At 67.9% G+C, this 15,674-nt stretch carries 19 protein-coding genes and 1 riboswitch; of the genes, 8 read left to right on the forward strand and 11 right to left on the reverse strand.

Annotation, left to right across the window (positions count from 1 at the left end; genetic code table 11):
* Positions 1-50: 50 nt before the first annotated feature.
* Positions 51-174: riboswitch (cobalamin riboswitch) on the reverse strand.
* From AU192_RS25210 to rpmB, 3 genes are all read right to left on the reverse strand, one after another.
* Positions 136-492: a WhiB family transcriptional regulator gene (locus AU192_RS25210; protein ID WP_423202717.1), complete on the reverse strand. Its 357-nt coding sequence runs from the start codon at positions 490-492 to the stop codon at positions 136-138. (Overlaps the previous riboswitch by 39 nt.)
* Positions 492-656 carry a 50S ribosomal protein L33 gene (gene rpmG / locus AU192_RS20055; protein WP_064399266.1) on the reverse strand — a complete coding sequence of 55 codons (165 nt, stop codon included), beginning with the start codon at positions 654-656 and terminating at the stop codon, positions 492-494. Before rpmG ends, AU192_RS25210 begins: the two co-directional genes overlap by 1 nt.
* The gene (rpmB, locus tag AU192_RS20060) at positions 656-892 is read right to left on the reverse strand and encodes a 50S ribosomal protein L28 (protein ID WP_064399267.1); all 237 of its coding nucleotides are present in this window, start codon (positions 890-892) and stop codon (positions 656-658) included. The genes rpmG and rpmB overlap by 1 nt, the downstream gene beginning before the upstream one ends.
* 63 nt (positions 893-955) lie before the next feature.
* Between rpmB and mrf the strand changes: the two genes are divergently transcribed.
* The 3 genes from mrf to AU192_RS20075 all read left to right on the forward strand — a co-directional run bounded on the left by mrf (position 956) and on the right by AU192_RS20075 (position 4,348).
* Positions 956-2,137, forward strand: a complete 1,182-nt coding sequence (gene mrf, locus AU192_RS20065) for a ribosome hibernation factor-recruiting GTPase MRF (RefSeq protein ID WP_064399268.1) — start codon at positions 956-958, stop codon at positions 2,135-2,137.
* A gap of 61 nt (positions 2,138-2,198) precedes the next feature.
* Positions 2,199-3,119 carry an MBL fold metallo-hydrolase gene (locus tag AU192_RS20070; RefSeq protein WP_064399269.1) on the forward strand — a complete coding sequence of 307 codons (921 nt, stop codon included), beginning with the start codon at positions 2,199-2,201 and terminating at the stop codon, positions 3,117-3,119.
* A complete protein-coding gene (locus AU192_RS20075) occupies positions 3,110-4,348 on the forward strand; it encodes an SLC13 family permease (protein ID WP_064399270.1) in 1,239 nt (412 codons plus the stop codon). The genes AU192_RS20070 and AU192_RS20075 overlap by 10 nt, the downstream gene beginning before the upstream one ends.
* Here the strand turns inward: AU192_RS20075 and rlmB are convergent.
* From rlmB to carD, 4 genes are read right to left on the reverse strand one after another with little or no spacing between them, the layout of a single operon-like run.
* A complete protein-coding gene (gene rlmB / locus AU192_RS20080; protein WP_064399271.1) occupies positions 4,345-5,289 on the reverse strand; it encodes a 23S rRNA (guanosine(2251)-2'-O)-methyltransferase RlmB in 945 nt (314 codons plus the stop codon). The genes AU192_RS20075 and rlmB overlap by 4 nt on opposite strands.
* Positions 5,290-6,699 (reverse strand): cysteine--tRNA ligase, encoded by a 1,410-nt coding sequence (gene cysS, locus AU192_RS20085; protein WP_278183972.1) that lies wholly within the window; start codon positions 6,697-6,699, stop codon positions 5,290-5,292.
* A 19-nt stretch (positions 6,700-6,718) separates the two neighbouring features.
* The gene (gene ispF / locus AU192_RS20090) at positions 6,719-7,198 is read right to left on the reverse strand and encodes a 2-C-methyl-D-erythritol 2,4-cyclodiphosphate synthase (RefSeq protein ID WP_064399272.1); all 480 of its coding nucleotides are present in this window, start codon (positions 7,196-7,198) and stop codon (positions 6,719-6,721) included.
* Positions 7,199-7,203: 5 nt separating this feature from the next.
* A complete protein-coding gene (carD, locus tag AU192_RS20095; RefSeq protein ID WP_003888533.1) occupies positions 7,204-7,692 on the reverse strand; it encodes an RNA polymerase-binding transcription factor CarD in 489 nt (162 codons plus the stop codon).
* A gap of 340 nt (positions 7,693-8,032) precedes the next feature.
* Here carD and AU192_RS20100 point away from each other — a divergent pair, with 340 nt between their 5' ends.
* The 3 genes from AU192_RS20100 to disA all read left to right on the forward strand — a co-directional run bounded on the left by AU192_RS20100 (position 8,033) and on the right by disA (position 11,215).
* On the forward strand, positions 8,033-8,599 hold the full coding sequence (locus AU192_RS20100) for a copper chaperone PCu(A)C domain-containing protein (protein ID WP_064399273.1): 567 nt from the start codon (positions 8,033-8,035) through the stop codon (positions 8,597-8,599).
* 75 nt (positions 8,600-8,674) lie between these two features.
* Complete coding sequence (radA, locus tag AU192_RS20105) at positions 8,675-10,066, forward strand: DNA repair protein RadA (RefSeq protein WP_064399274.1); 1,392 nt, start codon at positions 8,675-8,677, stop codon at positions 10,064-10,066.
* A 30-nt stretch (positions 10,067-10,096) separates the two neighbouring features.
* On the forward strand, positions 10,097-11,215 hold the full coding sequence (gene disA, locus AU192_RS20110) for a DNA integrity scanning diadenylate cyclase DisA (protein ID WP_064399275.1): 1,119 nt from the start codon (positions 10,097-10,099) through the stop codon (positions 11,213-11,215).
* A gap of 14 nt (positions 11,216-11,229) precedes the next feature.
* Here the strand turns inward: disA and AU192_RS20115 are convergent, their stop codons facing one another.
* Together AU192_RS20115 and AU192_RS20120 are read right to left on the reverse strand one after the other, a co-directional pair.
* Positions 11,230-11,991 (reverse strand): hypothetical protein, encoded by a 762-nt coding sequence (locus AU192_RS20115; RefSeq protein WP_064399276.1) that lies wholly within the window; start codon positions 11,989-11,991, stop codon positions 11,230-11,232.
* 58 nt (positions 11,992-12,049) lie between these two features.
* A complete protein-coding gene (locus tag AU192_RS20120; protein WP_064399277.1) occupies positions 12,050-12,670 on the reverse strand; it encodes a carbonic anhydrase in 621 nt (206 codons plus the stop codon).
* Between AU192_RS20120 and AU192_RS20125 the strand changes: the two genes are divergently transcribed.
* Positions 12,669-13,538, forward strand: a complete 870-nt coding sequence (locus AU192_RS20125) for an HhH-GPD family protein (protein WP_064399278.1) — start codon at positions 12,669-12,671, stop codon at positions 13,536-13,538. The genes AU192_RS20120 and AU192_RS20125 overlap by 2 nt on opposite strands.
* Positions 13,539-13,555: 17 nt before the next feature.
* Here the strand turns inward: AU192_RS20125 and AU192_RS20130 are convergent, their stop codons facing one another.
* On the reverse strand, positions 13,556-14,551 hold the full coding sequence (locus AU192_RS20130; RefSeq protein ID WP_064399279.1) for a GlxA family transcriptional regulator: 996 nt from the start codon (positions 14,549-14,551) through the stop codon (positions 13,556-13,558).
* 71 nt (positions 14,552-14,622) lie between these two features.
* Between AU192_RS20130 and AU192_RS20135 the strand changes: the two genes are divergently transcribed.
* Positions 14,623-14,877, forward strand: coding sequence for a hypothetical protein (locus tag AU192_RS20135; RefSeq protein ID WP_064399280.1), 255 nt, complete (start codon positions 14,623-14,625; stop codon positions 14,875-14,877).
* Here AU192_RS20135 and AU192_RS20140 read toward each other — a convergent pair.
* Positions 14,851-15,636, reverse strand: coding sequence for an alpha/beta fold hydrolase (locus AU192_RS20140; RefSeq protein ID WP_064399377.1), 786 nt, complete (start codon positions 15,634-15,636; stop codon positions 14,851-14,853). The two genes, AU192_RS20135 and AU192_RS20140, sit on opposite strands and share 27 nt — an antisense overlap.
* Positions 15,637-15,674: the final 38 nt, after the last annotated feature.

A 15,674-nucleotide genomic window follows, 5' to 3' on the forward strand; every position in this document is an offset into this window, starting at 1 on the left:
CGCTCTCGGTACGCCGAGGTCAGCCTCACCGGGGAAATCCGCCCCAGCCTTATGAGGAGGCGACCGCGGTGAGTATCTGGCTCCCAGCAAGATCGCAAAGACCTCGCCGGTCACAGTGGCGGGACCGCGCCGGATTCACACCGGCTTCCTCGAGTCGCGATCGCCTGTCGGGCACGATCCTGCCACACGGGCGTCAGTGGGCGCTCGTCCCGACGGCTCGGCCGGCTCGGTGAGCCGCTGTCGTTCTGTTGGCGTCGTTGCGCCCCAGATGCCCCATGGCTCCACGGCTGTGAGTGCATACCGCAGGCAGTCGGGCTGCACGGGACACGGCCGACAAACTCTTTTCGCCTGTTCTTCGCGTGCTACTCGACGTTGTCCGCGCTCCCCTTCGGCCGCGAAGAAGATCTCTGTCGGCAGCCCACGGCACCGTGCGTGCAACAGCCACTGCCGATCGTCTGCGGGGCTGTGCGGAGGACGAGGACAGGCCACCATCAGCGTTCCTCTCGGAAGTCGACGTGGCGGCGGACGATGGGGTCATACTTGCGCAGCACTAATCGATCCGGGTCGTTGCGCCGATTCTTGCGTGTGACATAGGTGTAGCCCGTACCGGCCGTCGAACGCAGTTTCACGGTGGGCCTGATATCGGTGCGCGCCATCAGATCTTCTGCCCCTCTTTTCGCAACCGCGCCACGACGGCCTCGATGCCGTCTCGGTCGATGACCTTGATGCCCTTCGCGCTCACCCGCAGTTTGATCCGGCGCGATTCGGACGGCAGGTAATACGTCTTCGTCTGGATATTGGGGTTCCAGCGACGACGCGTGCGTCGGTGCGAGTGCGATACCGAGTTGCCGAAACTTGGTGCTCGGCCGGTGACCTGACAGTGCGCGGACATATTCCTCCTTCGGCGGTAACCTAACGTTAATGAAAATCATTTTCAACTGAGGAAGGGGTTGCTGTGCGCACTCCACTGGTGCTGATCTGCGGGCAAGGCGACACAGAAGGCGTCGCCACCGTGCTGGCCCGGGCGACCGGCACGGTGGTCGTCAGACATGGATACGACGGTCAAGTCGTGGTGCGTACCGTCACGACGTCTTCGGGCACCACGGCTTGGCCGATCGAGTTGGTCCGCGGATGCGTGACCTGCACCGTGCGCGAGGACCTGCTGGTGCTACTGCGACGACTACACCGCCGCGGTGATGTCAATCGCATTGCGGTGCAACTCATGCCATGGCTCGAGCCCGAACCGGTGTGCTGGGCAATCAACAACGTGCGGGTGCACGTGGGTCCTGGCTACATCGACGGACCAGCGGCTCGTGACGTGCGCATCGAGGCGGTGGTGACCTGCGTCGACTCTGCCGTGTGGCTGTCTAAGGCGACCGGCGACCACGACCTCGACGACGGACGGACCGTGGCGCAGGTGGCTGTCGGGCAGGCTGAGTTCGCCGACACGCTCGTAGTCGACCAAGCTCATGGGCAGACGCTGAAAGTGCTGCGACGGTTGGCACCTCGTGCGCGCCTGACGGTCGGTTCCGAACGCATCGAGACGGCGCTGGCCAACCTCGAGCCTGACAGCAGGCGCGGACGCAGCGACCACCCGCACGACCCGCTGCTCGCCGGACAGCCGTCACTGGATGCCGACGGCGAAGTCGGGTTGTTGCTTTTCTCCGCCCGTCGGCCATTTCATCCCCAGCGACTGCACGACGCGCTGGAGGTGCTTCTCGACGGCGTGGTGCGCACGAGGGGACGGCTGTGGTTGGCCAACCGGTTCGACGATGTCATGTGGCTCGAATCAGCCGGCGGAGGTATGCGGTTCGAATATGCCGGTCGATGGCTGGCCGCCATGAGCGATACCGAACGGACCTACGCAGACCCGCAACGTGTTGTGCTCGCTGCCGCCGACTGGGACGACCGACTCGGCGACCGTCACGTTTCGATCACCGTATTGGTGCGCGGAGCGGAACCAGAGGACATCGTCGGCGCGTTGCGCGCAGCACTGCTGACCGACGAGGAATGGACGCGCCCAAACGAATGGTCCGCATACGCAGACCCTTTCGGCGACTGGCACGAGGATCCGTGTGACGACAGGGCCGAACATGCCGGCGAAATCAGCAGCAGGCACGAAGGGGAGGACCGGTGAAGGACGCGGTCGACAGTCACGATCGAGCGCACCATCGCGTGGGCCACTTAGAGTTGGCGCTATGCGTCTCAAGCTCGGCAGGCCGAACCTGGCGGATTACGAGCGCTATTTCGACGTCCCGCCGGCGGGTGCGGATACGCCGCTGACGATCACCTGGGCGGGCGTCACGACGCTGCTGATCGACGACGGCGAATCGGCGCTGCTGACCGACGGCTTCTTCTCACGCCCGAGCCTGGCCGAAGTCGGGCTGCGGCAGCTGTCACCGGCGGAACCGCGCATCGACGGCTGCCTCACCCGCCTGCGGATCGACCGGCTGGAGGCCGTCCTTCCCGTACACACCCACTACGACCACGCGATGGACAGTGCGGCTGTCGCCGAGCGGACCGGCGCGCGACTTGTCGGCGGCCTATCCGCCGCCCACGTGGGCCGCGGCCACCGGCTGCCCGAGGACCGCATCGTGGTGGTCAGTCCCGGCGACCCCGTCGCGCTGGGCGCTTACGAGGTCACGCTCATCGAGGGGGATCACTGCCCGCCCGACCGGTTTCCGGGTGTCATCACTGGTCCGGTCGTGCCGCCGGTCAGGGTGTCGGCGTACCGGTGCGGTGAGGCGTGGTCCACGCTGGTTCGTCACCGTCCGTCGGATCGTCGTCTGCTGATCGTCGGCAGTGCGGGATTCGTTGCCGGCGCACTGGCCGGACACCGCGCCGATGTCGTGTACCTCGGAGTCGGCCAGCTCGGACTGCAGCCGGAGCGCTACCTGCGTGATTACTGGCGCGAAAGCGTGCGGACCGTGGGCGCGCGCCGCGTGGTGCTCATCCACTGGGATGACTTCTTCCGTCCCCTGCACGAACCACTGCGCGCGCTTCCCTACGCAGCCGACGACCTCGACGTCTCGATGCGGGTGTTGTCGCGGCTGGCCTACGACGATGGCGTCGCATTGCACCTGCCCACGCTGTGGCAGCCTGCCGATCCGTGGATCTGATCCTGGCGGTGGCCGCCCTGGCGGTCATACTGGGTTTCGCGGTGGCCCGCCCGCACAAGTGGCCGGAAGCCGTCGTGGCGGTACCCGTGGCCGCGCTGCTGATCGGCGCCGGCATCATCTCGCTGGACGAGGCCGCCGCGGAGGTCGGTCGCCTGGTGCCGGTGGTGGGCTTTTTGGCGGTCGTTCTGGTGTTGGCGCGGCTGTGCGCCGACGAGGGAGTGTTCCGCGCAGCGGGTGCGGCGTTGGCGCGTGCCGCCGACGGCAGCCAGAACCGCTTGCTGGCAGGGGTGTTCGCGATCGCCGCGGCGACGACGGCGGTCCTGAGCCTGGATGCCACCGTGCTGTTGCTGACCCCCGTCGTGCTTGCCACTGCTCGCATGCTGTCGGTGCCGGCCACCCCGCATGCCTATGCGACCGCGCACCTGGCCAACAGCGCGTCGCTGCTGATACCGGTGTCGAACCTGACCAATCTGCTGGCGTTCACCGCGGCGGGCATTACCTTCCTGCACTTCGCCGCGCTCATGACACTGCCCTGGCTGTTGGCCATCGTCGTCGAATTCGTCGTGCTGCGTTGGCTTTTCAGGAAGCAGCTCTCGATCGCGCCCCGGCCGGTGCCCGACGATACGGTGCACGTCCCCGTGTTTCCCCTTGTCGTACTGGGCTTGACGCTGGCCGGATTCGTCGTCACCTCGATGCTCGGAGTCTCGCCGGCCTGGGCGGCACTCGGCGGAGTCGTCGTGCTCGGTGGGTGGAGCCTGACGCGACGCCACACGACCGTCGCCCGGATGGCAGCCGCAGCCGATGTGCCGTTTCTGCTTTTCGTGCTGTGCCTCGGCATCGTGGTCGACGCCGTCATGGTCAACGGTCTCGACAACGCGATGCGCGGCCTGCTGCCCAGCGGTCACGGACTGCTCGCGCTGCTTGGGATCGCGGCCGTCGCGGCGCTGCTGTCGAACGTCGTCAACAACCTGCCCGCGGTGCTGGTGCTGCTGCCGCTGGTGTCGGCATCGGGACCGGGCGCCGTGCTGGCGGTGTTGATCGGAGTGAACATCGGACCGAACCTCACCTACGTCGGCTCGCTGGCCAACTTGCTCTGGCGTAGCGTCGTACGCCGCGAAATGACAACCACCGCAGGTGAGTTCAGCCGCATCGGACTGTGCACAGTACCCGCCACGCTGGTGGCCGCGGTCGCCGGCCTGTGGGTGGCGCTGCGGTTGTTCGGCCTCTAGCCTCGGCGCTGACGGGCGATCTCGGCGAGCACGACGCCCGCGGCCACCGAGGCGTTCAACGACTCTGTGGGGCCGGCCATCGGGATCGAGACCACGGCGTCGCAGGTCTCCCGCACCAGGCGCGAAAGCCCCTTACCCTCGGAGCCGACCACGACGACGATCGGTCCCGAACCGTCAAGTTCGTCGACCGTGATGTCGCCATCGGCGTCCAAGCCGACGATCTGCAGGCCCTCGTCGGCCCAGTTCTTCAGTGTGCGGGTGAGATTCGTGGCCCGCGCGACCGGAAGCCGCGCGGCGGCACCCGCACTGGTACGCCACGCGACCGCGGTCACAGAGGCCGACCGGCGCTGCGGGATCAGGACGCCATGACCGCCGAACGCGGCGACCGAACGCACGATCGCACCGAGGTTGCGCGGGTCGGAGATGTTATCCAATGCGACCAGCAGCGCCGAGGCGCCGTCGGCCGTCACGGCTGCGAGCAGATCGTCTGGATGCGCGTACGAGTACGGCGGAACCTGAAGCGCCACACCCTGATGCAGACCGTTGGCGGCGATGCGGTCGAGGTCGTGGCGCGGGACCTCGAGGATCGAGATTCCCGCGTCCGCGGCGATCTGCACTGACTCGGTCAACCGCTCGTCGGCGTCCGCACCCAGCGCGACGTACAGCGCCGTCGCGGGCACCCCTGCGCGCAGACACTCCAGGACCGGATTGCGTCCCAGCACCACCTCGGTGTCGTCGGTTTTCTTGCCCTGCCGACGCGGCTGGGATTTCGCGGCCTTGGCCGCCCGCTTCGCCGCCGGATGGTGCGGACGCATATGCGCGGGCGGAGTGGCGCCGCGGCCTTCCAGACCGCGCCGCCTAACGCCGCCGGACCCGACCGTCGGGCCCTTCTTCGTTCCCGGCTTGCGTACCGCGCCTCTGCGCTTGGAGTTTCCGGCCATCTACTTCGTGTGCCCGTCGAGCAGCGTCCACTGCGGACCATCGCCGGTGTCGGTGACCTCGATCCCGGCTTCCTTGAGGCGATCACGGATCGCGTCGGCCTCGGCCCAGTCCCGCCGCGCCCGTGCGTCCTCGCGCCGTTCGACCTCAGCGCGCACCAACACATCGACCGCGGCCAGTGCGGCCGACGTCTCGTCTTTGGATTCCCAGCGCTCGTCGAGCGGGTCCGCGCCGAGGATGCCCATCATCGCGCGGATCGACATCGCCTGCGTCAGGGCCGTTTCGTGGTCACCGGCGTCCAGCGCGCGATTGCCCTCGGCACGCGCGGCGTGCACCTCGGCCAGCGCAATCGGAACGGACAGGTCGTCGTCGAGCGCCTCGGCGAACTTCGGTGTCCACTCGCCGGGCACGACGGCGCCCACCCGGTTGCGCACGCGATGCAGGAAGTCCTCGATACCGCTGTAGGCCCGCGCCGCGTCCTGCAGCGCCGTCTCCGAGAACTCCAGCATCGACCGGTAGTGCGCGCTGCCCAGGTAATAGCGCAACTCCGCGGCCCGGACACGTTGCAGCACAGCGGGAATCGCGAGCACGTTGCCCAACGACTTGCTCATCTTCTCGCCGCCCATGGTCACCCAGCCGTTGTGCAGCCAGTACCTGGCGAACGGGTCGCCCGCCGCCTCCGCCTGCGCGATCTCGTTCTCGTGATGAGGGAACACCAGGTCCATGCCGCCGGCGTGGATGTCGAACTCCGCGCCGAGATACGCCTGGCACATCGCGACGCATTCGGTGTGCCAGCCCGGTCTTCCGCGGCCCCATGGCGTCGGCCAGGACGGTTCACCGGGTTTGGCGCCCTTCCACAAGGTGAAATCGCGTTCGTCGCGCTTGCCGGTCGCTACGCCCTCACCCTGGTGCACATCGTCGATCTTGTGACCGGACAGCTTGCCGTAGCCCGGCTGGCTGAGCACGTCGAAGTAGACGTCACCGTTACCGACATACGCGTGGTCCCGCTCGATCAGCCGCTCGATCAGTTCGATCATCTGGGTGATGTGGCCGGTGGCGCGGGGTTCGGCCGACGGCGGCATCACCCCGAGCGCGTCATAGGCGGCCGAGAACGCGCGTTCATAGGTGGCGGCCCACTCCCACCACGGCCGTCCCGCATCGGCGGCCTTGTTGAGGATCTTGTCGTCGATGTCGGTGACGTTGCGGATGAAGGCGACGTCGTAGCCCTTGGCCATCAGCCAGCGCCGAAGCACGTCGAATGCGACTCCGCTTCGCACGTGCCCGATGTGGGGCAGACCCTGAACTGTGGCTCCGCAGAGGTAGACCGAGGCGTGCCCGGTGCGCACGGGAACGAAGTCGCGGACGGCACCGCTCATGGTGTCGTACAGCCGCAGGTTATCCGCTCCGCTCACGACGGGCCAGCTTACAAGGCTAATCGCCCTCAACCACCAACGCGGTCGCGATCGCCGCGAGACCCTCACCACGACCGGTCAGGCCCAGGCCGTCGGTGGTGGTCGCACTGACGGACACGGGGGCGTCGAGCAGTTCGGACAGGAGCTTCTGCGCCTCGGCGCGGCGCGGACCGACCTTCGGCCGGTTACCGATCACCTGCACTGCCGCGTTGATGATTCGAAAGCCCTGATCGGTGACTAGCCAATGGACGTGCCGAAGCATGTCGGCGCCGCCGGCGCCGCGCCACTCGTCGCGACCGGTGCCGAAGACCTCGCCGAGGTCGCCGAGACCGGCCGCGGAAAGCAGCGCGTCGCAGAGCGCGTGCGCCGCGACATCACCGTCGGAATGGCCTTCGCAGCCGTCTGCCCCGTCGAACAGCAGGCACAGCAGCCAACACGGCCGCCCCGCCTGGATGGGGTGTACGTCGGTGCCGAGCCCGACCCTTGGCAGGCTCGTCATCGGCTTCAGGAAGCGGCGGCGAGTGCCTCGTCGAGGATGGTCGCGGCCTTCTCGTCATCGGTGTTCTCGGCGAGAGCAAGCTCGCCCACCAGGATCTGTCGCGCCTTGGCCAGCATCCGCTTCTCACCCGCCGACAGGCCACGCTCCTGATCGCGTCGCCACAAGTCGCGGACCACTTCGGCGACCTTGTTCACGTCACCCGAGGCCAACTTCTCGAGGTTGGCCTTGTACCGCCGCGACCAGTTGGTCGGTTCCTCGGTATGGGGGGCACGGAGCACCTGGAAAACCTTGTCCAGGCCCTCCTGTCCGACGACGTCGCGCACCCCGACATACTCTGCGTTCTCGGCTGGCACTCGAACCGTGAGGTCCCCCTGAGCGACCTTCAAGACGAGGTATTCCTTCTGTTCGCCTTTGATGGTCCGGGTTTCGATCGCCTCAATCAACGCAGCACCGTGGTGGGGATAAACAACGGTGTCTCCGACCTTGAAAATCATCAGTTTCGAGCCCCTTTCACACCTCAATGCTAGCACGGTGCCCAGACAGGGGTGGACCAACGGTGCAGGTCAGGGGCACCTCGGGTGAACGTTAGGGGTTGACACGCCGACGAATACGTGCATGGCTCAGGGGTCCTCGAGACGTCCATCCAGTAGCTGGGGCAGGGCATCGCGCATGGGGCAGTGGCACTTCCGGTGCCACTTTCGCGGCGCCGCCCGCGGATTCCCGACGACGTGCCGGACCTCAGCTACCGCCGCCCGCACGCACCTACTACTCTGCATAGTCGAATCCCGCGACCGACCGGATCGGTCGCTTCGACGGGCCGAGCAGGAGGCAAGAGTGGACCGCTTCAAACTGGCCGCCTGCGGGTTGGCTGCTGCCTTTGTCGTGGGCGGGGCGCTCGTCGGCTGCAGTTCGGGACAGGTCTCCCAGATGACCACGCAGGAGCCGGCCGTCAACGGCACCAGCGCGAACCTCGGCGAGATCGCGTTGCGCAACGTTCACCTGCGGGCCGAGCAAGTGACCGACTTCGTCCGGCCGGGCAAAGAGGTCGAGCTGATCTTCGTGGCGGCCAACACCTCGCCTGAAGAGGCCGACAAGTTGGAGTCGGTCACTTCCGAGGTCGGCACCGTGACCCTGACCGGTGACACCACTGTGCCCGCGGGCGGGATGCTCACGGTTGGCGCACCGGACGGGCAGATCACCCCATTGGAGAGCGTCGAGGCCGCAGAAGCCGCCGAAGCCATGGTCACCTTGAGCAAGCCGATCACCAACGGCCTGCTCTACGACTTCACGTTCAAGTTCCAGAAGGCAGGCGAGGCGACCGTGCGGGTGCCGATCTCCGCCGGTGAGGCGCCGCGTCGAGGCGAAGCCGCCGAAGCGGGCGGACACGGCGGCGGGCACTGAGCGAAGTCCGCGACACGACCGCTCGGCGCTGAGTTTCTGTCGCTGTCTGTCGGAGGCGACGGCTACCGTCAACGCGTGGCCAAAAGTGGCGCCAAAGCGCGCTCGCAGTACCGCTGCTCGGAGTGCCACCACGTAACCCTCAAATGGGTCGGCCGCTGCCCCGAATGCGGCACCTGGGGCACCGTCGACGAGGTGGCCGTGTTGTCCGCGGTGGCCGGAGCCGGAGCGCGACGTTCAGTCGCCCCCTCCTCAGCGGCCGTGCCGATCAGCTCGATCGATCCCGGGCGCACCCGTCACTGCCACACCGGTGTCACCGAGTTGGACCGAGTGCTCGGCGGCGGCCTGGTGCCCGGATCGGTGACGCTGCTCGCCGGTGATCCCGGCGTGGGCAAGTCGACGCTGTTGTTGGAGGTCGCGCACCGGTGGGCGGCGGCGGGGAAACGGGCGCTGTACCTCTCGGGTGAGGAGTCGGCAGGCCAGATCCGGATGCGGGCGGAACGCACGCGCTGCACTCACGACGAGGTGTACCTGGCCGCGGAGTCGGATCTGGGCACAGCACTTGCACACATCGACGAGGTGCAGCCCAGCCTGGTGGTGGTCGACTCGGTGCAAACCATGTCCACCACCGAGGCGGACGGCGTCACCGGCGGCGTCACCCAGGTACGCGCGGTGACCACCGCTTTGACGATGGCGGCCAAGACATCCGGCGTCGCGCTGATCCTCGTCGGCCACGTGACCAAGGACGGTGCGATCGCCGGGCCGCGCTCGCTCGAACATCTCGTCGACGTCGTGCTGCACTTCGAGGGCGACCGCGCATCGTCGCTTCGGATGGTCCGCGGCATCAAGAACCGCTTCGGCGCCGCGGACGAAGTCGGCTGTTTCCTTCTGCACGACAACGGGATCGAAGGCGTGGCCGACCCATCCGGCCTGTTTCGCGACCAACGACCCAAACCCGTTGCGGGAACGGCGATCACGGTCACCCTGGACGGTAAGCGTCCGCTGATCGGAGAGGTGCAGGCGCTGATCGGGCCGCCTGCGAACGGGACCGCCCGGCGCGCCGTCAGCGGAATCGACTCCTCGCGTGCCGCGATGATCACCGCGGTCCTGGACAAGCACGCGGGCCTGTCGGTGGGCGCCCACGACATCTACCTGTCGACCGTGGGCGGTATGAGGCTGACCGATCCGTCGGCGGACCTGGCGATCGCGGTGGCCATCGCGTCTTCGAAGATGGACCTGCCCGTGCCGGCCGCCGCGGTGGCAATCGGCGAAGTGGGCCTGGCGGGCGATCTACGGCGGGTCACCGGCATGGACCGCCGCCTGGCCGAGGCGGCCCGGCTCGGCTTCGCATCGGCGGTCGTACCACCCGGCGTGACATCGGTGCCCGCCGGATTGCGGGCGATCACCGCCCACGACATCGGCTCTGCGTTGCGAGTTTTGCGCGATATCAGCAAAGATCAGCAAAGATAGAGCAATGACGGCCGATCCTAGGGAGGGACGATGGCCGTGAAGTCGGGTGGCAGATCGGGACGCACGGTGGTGCCGTTGGCGCGGCCCACCATGCGCGAGACGATCGCCCGCTTGGCCCCGGGAACGGCGCTGCGCGACGGCCTGGAGCGCATCCTGCGCGGCCGCACCGGCGCCCTGATCGTGATCGGCTACGACGAGAGCGTCGAGGCCATCTGCGACGGCGGCTTCTCCCTCGACGTCCGCTATGCGCCGACACGCTTGCGGGAGCTGTCGAAGATGGACGGCGCGGTGGTGCTGTCCAGCGACGGCGCCCACATCCTGCGGGCCAACGTGCAACTGGTGCCCGATCCGTCGATCCCGACCGAGGAATCCGGAACCCGGCACCGCTCCGCCGAGCGCACGGCGATCCAGACCGGCTATCCGGTGATCTCGGTGAGTCATTCGATGAGCATCGTGACCGTGTACGTCGCCGGTGAGCGGCACGTCATCCCCGACTCGGCGACGATCCTGTCGCGCGCGAACCAGACGATCGACACCCTCGAGCGGTACAAGACGCGTCTCGACGAGGTCAGCAGGCAGCTCTCGACCGCCGAGATCGAAGACTTCGTCACGCTGCGCGACGTGATGACCGTGGTGCAGCGGCTCGAGATGGTCCGCCGCATCAGCCTCGAAATCGACTCGTACGTGGTCGAACTCGGCACAGACGGCCGCCAGCTCAAACTGCAGCTCGACGAGCTCGTCGGCGACAACGACACCGCCCGCGAGCTCCTCGTGCGCGACTATCACGCCAACCCGGACCCTCCATCGGCAGCGCAGGTGAGCGCCACCCTCGAGGAGCTCGACGGGCTTTCCGACAGCGAGCTCCTCGACTTCACGACGCTGGCAAGGGTTTTCGGTTACCCGTCGACGATCGAGGCGCAAGATTCGGCGATGAGCTCGCGCGGCTACCGCGCGATGGCCGGCATACCCCGGCTGCAGTTCGCGCACGTCGACCTGCTGGTTCGCTCGTTCGGCTCGCTACAGGGCCTGCTGGCGGCCAGCGCGGGCGACCTCCAGTCGGTCGAGGGCATCGGCTCGATGTGGGCGCGCCACATCCGGGAAGGCCTTTCGCAGTTGGCTGAGTCGACGATCGCCGACCGGCTGGCCTGAATCCGCGCCAAACCTCAGTTGGGGACGGGTCCCGGCGGCGGGGCGACGCCCTGGCCGTGCTCCGGCGACTGCGGCGCGGCGAGGATGAACGGCACCGTGGCCGACCGCAGATTGCCCAGCTGGACGACGAGGTTGTAGGTGCCCGGCCCGATCGGCTGACGCGGCAGCGGGCAGCCCGGAGCCGATCCCATGCCCGTCCAGGTGACCTCGGTGGTCACCTGCTCACCGGGCTGGAACGCCTTGACCAGCGTCTCGCTCGACGGCGCACAATCGAGGTTGGACCAGAGCCGGGCGTTGTCCAGCGAGTAGACGTAGGCGGCCAGCACCGCCGCGCCGACGTCACGCTTGCAGCCGACGAGCCCGATGTTGGTGACGACCATCGTGAACTTCGGCTGCTCACCGACGACGTACTGCGGTTGGTTGGTGATGCCCTTGACCGCCAGCGTCGAGTCGGGGCAGTCGTCGCCCTCGTTGAGGATCGGCGGCGGTGTGACGGCCGCGGTGGGTGTCGGGGTGGGGGGCGGTGCGTCCTGCGCCGGCGGCATCACCGGCGTCTTCACCTCGGGGTTCTCCCCCGGCAGCGGCGTCGGTTCGCCTGCCGCAGCGGGGGCGGACGCCTCGGCGCCCTTCGTCTCGGAGCCCCCGGTGTTCTTCACGACCACGACCACGATGGCCGCGATCACGCCGATCACGAGGACCGCTATGCCCAACGCCAGTGCCCTGCGACGCCAGTAAATCTGCGTCGGTAGCGGGCCATGCGGTTCCAGATCCAGCACAAGCTCACGGTAAGGCCAGGTCACGCCTTATCGGTCGAGGTCGCTCGGCGTGTCGCCCTCAGCTTTCGCCGATGTCGCCGAGGTGGTCCCGCAACACCACCCGGCCGTCGGCGAGGTGATAGGTGACGCCGACGATCGCCAGCTCGCCCGCGGCCACACGCTCGGACACCGTCGTCGAGCGGGCCAGCAGTTGGGAGCCGGTCTCGCTGACGTGACGGGCCTCGAACTCGTCCACGCGGGTCAGGCCGTCGCGACGGCCCAACAGGATCGACGGCATCACGCGCTCGACGATGTCGCGGACATAACCGCCGGGCACCACGCCCTCGTCGAGCGCCCCCAGCGTCGCCTTCACCGCCCCGCAGCTGTCGTGGCCGAGCACGACGACCAGCGGCACGTCGAGCACCGCGACCGCGTACTCGATGGAGCCCAGCACCGCCGCATCGATCACGTGCCCTGCGGTGCGCACCACGAACATGTCCCCGAGCCCCTGGTCGAAGATCAGTTCGGCGGCCACCCGGCTGTCCCCGCAGCCGAACACGACGGCCGTGGGTTTCTGCGAGGTGGCCAAGCTGGCGCGGTGCTCAATTCCTTGGCTGGGATGCAGGGGCTTGCCGGCGACGAAGCGCTCGTTACCCTCCTTGAGTGCTTTCCACGCGGTCACTGGGCTGGTGTTGGGCATGACCGACATTGTGCCCCAGTTGGTCGATTGGTATGACCGCGAACACCGAGATCTACCGTGGCGTCGGCCGGGGGTCACCCCGTGGCAGATCCTGGTCAGCGAATTCATGCTGCAGCAGACGCCGGTCGCACGCGTCGAACCGGTCTGGCTCGCGTGGGTACAGCGGTGGCCGACACCATCGGCGACCGCGGCGGCAAGCGCAGCAGACATCCTGCGGGCGTGGGGCAAGCTCGGCTATCCGCGCCGCGCCAAGCGGTTACACGAATGCGCGACGGTGATCGCCGAGCAGTACGGCGACGTCGTACCGTCGGACGTCGAGACGCTGCTGTCGCTGCCGGGCGTCGGGGCCTACACCGCGCGGGCGATCGCCTGCTTCGCATACCGCGACCGGGTACCGGTGGTCGACACCAACGTCCGGCGGGTGGTGACCCGGGTCGTGCACGGTCGCGCCGACGCGGCGTCGTCAACGCGCGACCTTGCCGACGTCGAGGCCCTTCTGCCCGAAACCGCTCTGGCGCCCAAGTTCTCGATCGCTTTGATGGAGTTGGGCGCGACGGTGTGTACCGCGCGGGCGCCCCGGTGCGGGCTGTGCCCGCTGAGTACGTGCGCGTGGCGGTCTCGGGGCTTCCCTGCGCCGACCTCGCCGGCGCGGCGCGTTCAACGCTATGCGGGCACCGACCGGCAGGTCCGCGGCAGACTGCTCGATGTCCTGCGGGACAACGCCTCTCCCGTGACCCGGGCCCAGCTGGACGTCGCGTGGCTGTCCGACACCGCACAACGCGACCGCGCGCTGGACTCGCTTCTGGTCGACGGCCTCGTCGAACAGACCGCCGATGGCCGCTTCGCGCTCGCCGGTGAGGGCGGCTGAGCGCGCACGGCACGAGGTCAGGCCGAGGCCATTTCCGTATCGGTGTTGGGCTCGGGTTCACATGTGCTGCATGAGAACCGGCGACGGTAGTCCGATGGTGTCACCCCGATGATCCTGCGGAAGTGGTGCCGCAACAGCGTCGCTGTCCCGAAACCGCTGCGCTCGGCGATCCGGTCGACGTCGAGATCGGTCTCCTCCAACAGGGTTCGTGCGTACAACACGCGTTGGTCGGTCACCCACTGCATCGGGGTACGGCCCGTCTCCTCCACGAACCGGCGGGCGAAAGTACGCGCCGACATGTGCGCGCGGGCGGCCAGGGTGGCGACCGTGTGCGGCTTGTCGAGGTTGCTCAGTATCCAATCCAGGTGCGGTGCAAAGCGTTCCGAACACCGCACCGGGATCGGCTGGTCGATGTACTGGCGTTGACCGCCGTCTCGTTGCGGCGGCACCACCATGCGGCGCGCGATCTTGTTGGTGACCTCGCTGCCCAGCTCACGCCGGACCAGGTGCAGGCACGCGTCGATACCGGCCGCCGTGCCCGCGCTGGTGATCAGGTTTCCGTCGTCGACGAACAGCACGTTGCGGTCGACCTTGGCCGTCGGGTACCTGCGCGCGAGTTCGTCGGCGTGCATCCAGTGCGTCGTGCACTTCCTTTCGTCGAGGAGACCGGCGGCGCCTGCGACGAACGCTCCCGAACACACGGTGAGGATGATCGATCCCGACTCGGCGGCGGCCCGGACGGCGGCCAACGCCTCGGGCAGGTACTGGGACCCTCCGATCGCCGGGATGGCGACCAGGTCGGCGCCGGTCAGGTCGTCCAGGCCGTGGTCGGGGGTCAGCGTCGCGCCGACCGACGTGCGAAGCGGTTTGCCGGGAACCGGACCGCACACTTTGAAGTCGAAGTTGGGGACTCCGTCGCCGGAGCGGTCGATGCCGAAGACTTCGCAGATGACGCCAAACTCGAATATCGCCAGATCGTCCAGGACGAGCGTCGATACGCTCCTGATAGACATGGCAGCATTTTATCGCAAAGTGTCATTGCTGCCACTGTTGGCTGGATTTTGTCTGACGAATAGTTACTGCCATGAGCACTTTACTGGCACTTCTGGTTCTCGTTTTCCCGGTCGCGGTCGCAGCCGCGTTCGCCTGGGCCGCCAGCCGCTCCGGGTACCTGCGGTTGCACCGCGATCAGTTCCGCATGGCCGCGCCGATGGCAGGCCGGGTGTTCGAAGACGACCGCGACCTGTTGCGTCTCGAGCGCGACATCGACGCGATCCGCACCCGTTTCGAGCGCCACCCCGTCTGGCCTTCCTCAGGTGCGCTCGGAGAGCGTCGCTAGAAACGACTCGACCGCCTGCCGATAGGCCTGCGGCGCATCGTCGTGGACGAGGTGACCGGCCTCGGGCACCCGCAGATACGTCGTGTGCGGGCCGGACTCCGCCATTCGGGCCATCTGTCCCGGCGGGGTGACCGAGTTGCCCGCCTCGATCAACAATGCCGGCACGCGGACGGCCTGCCACTCGCGCCAGTAGTCGCGGGTGCCCCATTCCGCGGCGATCTCGATCCAGACATCCGTTCGGCCGTGCAAGCGCCAGCCGCCCGGAATGCGATCGAACGCCTCGAGGAAATACTGACCCGCCGCCGGACCGAACTCGTCGTAAACCCTTTGGGCGGCATCGAATTCGACCGGTAACGCATGCAGCCACGGCTCCCAGGGCCCGGTCGTGCGGCCGCGGAAATCCGGCGCCATGTCCTCGACCACCAACGCCTCCACGAGATCGGGTCGCGTCGCGGCCAGGCACCATGAATGCAAGCCGCCCATCGAGTGACCGATCATGACGGCGGGCTGGCCGATGCTCGCCACCGCGTCGCCGAGATCCGCGACGAACCGTTCGGTGCTGATGGGGCGGACATCATCGGCGTCGCGGCCGCGGTGCCAGGGCGCGTCGTAGGTGTAGACCTCACCCAGCCGGGTCAACCACGGCAACTGGCGCGACCACGTGCTGCCGCGCCCCATCAGCCCGTGCACCAGGACGAGCGGTCGTCCCCTGCCGCCGCGGTGGGTGAGCGGGGCCCGCGTACCGCCTGGTGACTGCATCCCGACATCATCGTGCCTCCGGGTGACCCCGATGCATT

Source organism: Mycobacterium lehmannii (assembly GCF_001499925.1).
In the GTDB taxonomy this organism is placed as follows: domain Bacteria; phylum Actinomycetota; class Actinomycetes; order Mycobacteriales; family Mycobacteriaceae; genus Mycobacterium; species Mycobacterium lehmannii.

Bases quoted from the DNA above. Each gene is read 5' to 3' on its own strand.
- AU192_RS25210 (WP_423202717.1), bottom strand. From the start codon at position 492: ATGGTGGCCTGTCCTCGTCCTCCGCACAGCCCCGCAGACGATCGGCAG.
- rpmG (WP_064399266.1), bottom strand. From the start codon at position 656: ATGGCGCGCACCGATATCAGGCCCACCGTGAAACTGCGTTCGACGGCC.
- rpmB (WP_064399267.1), bottom strand. From the start codon at position 892: ATGTCCGCGCACTGTCAGGTCACCGGCCGAGCACCAAGTTTCGGCAAC.
- AU192_RS20070 (WP_064399269.1), top strand. From the start codon at position 2,199: ATGCGTCTCAAGCTCGGCAGGCCGAACCTGGCGGATTACGAGCGCTAT.
- rlmB (WP_064399271.1), bottom strand. From the start codon at position 5,289: ATGGCCGGAAACTCCAAGCGCAGAGGCGCGGTACGCAAGCCGGGAACG.
- ispF (WP_064399272.1), bottom strand. From the start codon at position 7,198: ATGACGAGCCTGCCAAGGGTCGGGCTCGGCACCGACGTACACCCCATC.
- carD (WP_003888533.1), bottom strand. From the start codon at position 7,692: ATGATTTTCAAGGTCGGAGACACCGTTGTTTATCCCCACCACGGTGCT.
- disA (WP_064399275.1), top strand. From the start codon at position 10,097: ATGGCCGTGAAGTCGGGTGGCAGATCGGGACGCACGGTGGTGCCGTTG.
- AU192_RS20125 (WP_064399278.1), top strand. From the start codon at position 12,669: ATGACCGACATTGTGCCCCAGTTGGTCGATTGGTATGACCGCGAACAC.
- AU192_RS20120 (WP_064399277.1), bottom strand. From the start codon at position 12,670: ATGCCCAACACCAGCCCAGTGACCGCGTGGAAAGCACTCAAGGAGGGT.
- AU192_RS20130 (WP_064399279.1), bottom strand. From the start codon at position 14,551: ATGTCTATCAGGAGCGTATCGACGCTCGTCCTGGACGATCTGGCGATA.
- AU192_RS20135 (WP_064399280.1), top strand. From the start codon at position 14,623: ATGAGCACTTTACTGGCACTTCTGGTTCTCGTTTTCCCGGTCGCGGTC.
- AU192_RS20140 (WP_064399377.1), bottom strand. From the start codon at position 15,636: ATGCAGTCACCAGGCGGTACGCGGGCCCCGCTCACCCACCGCGGCGGC.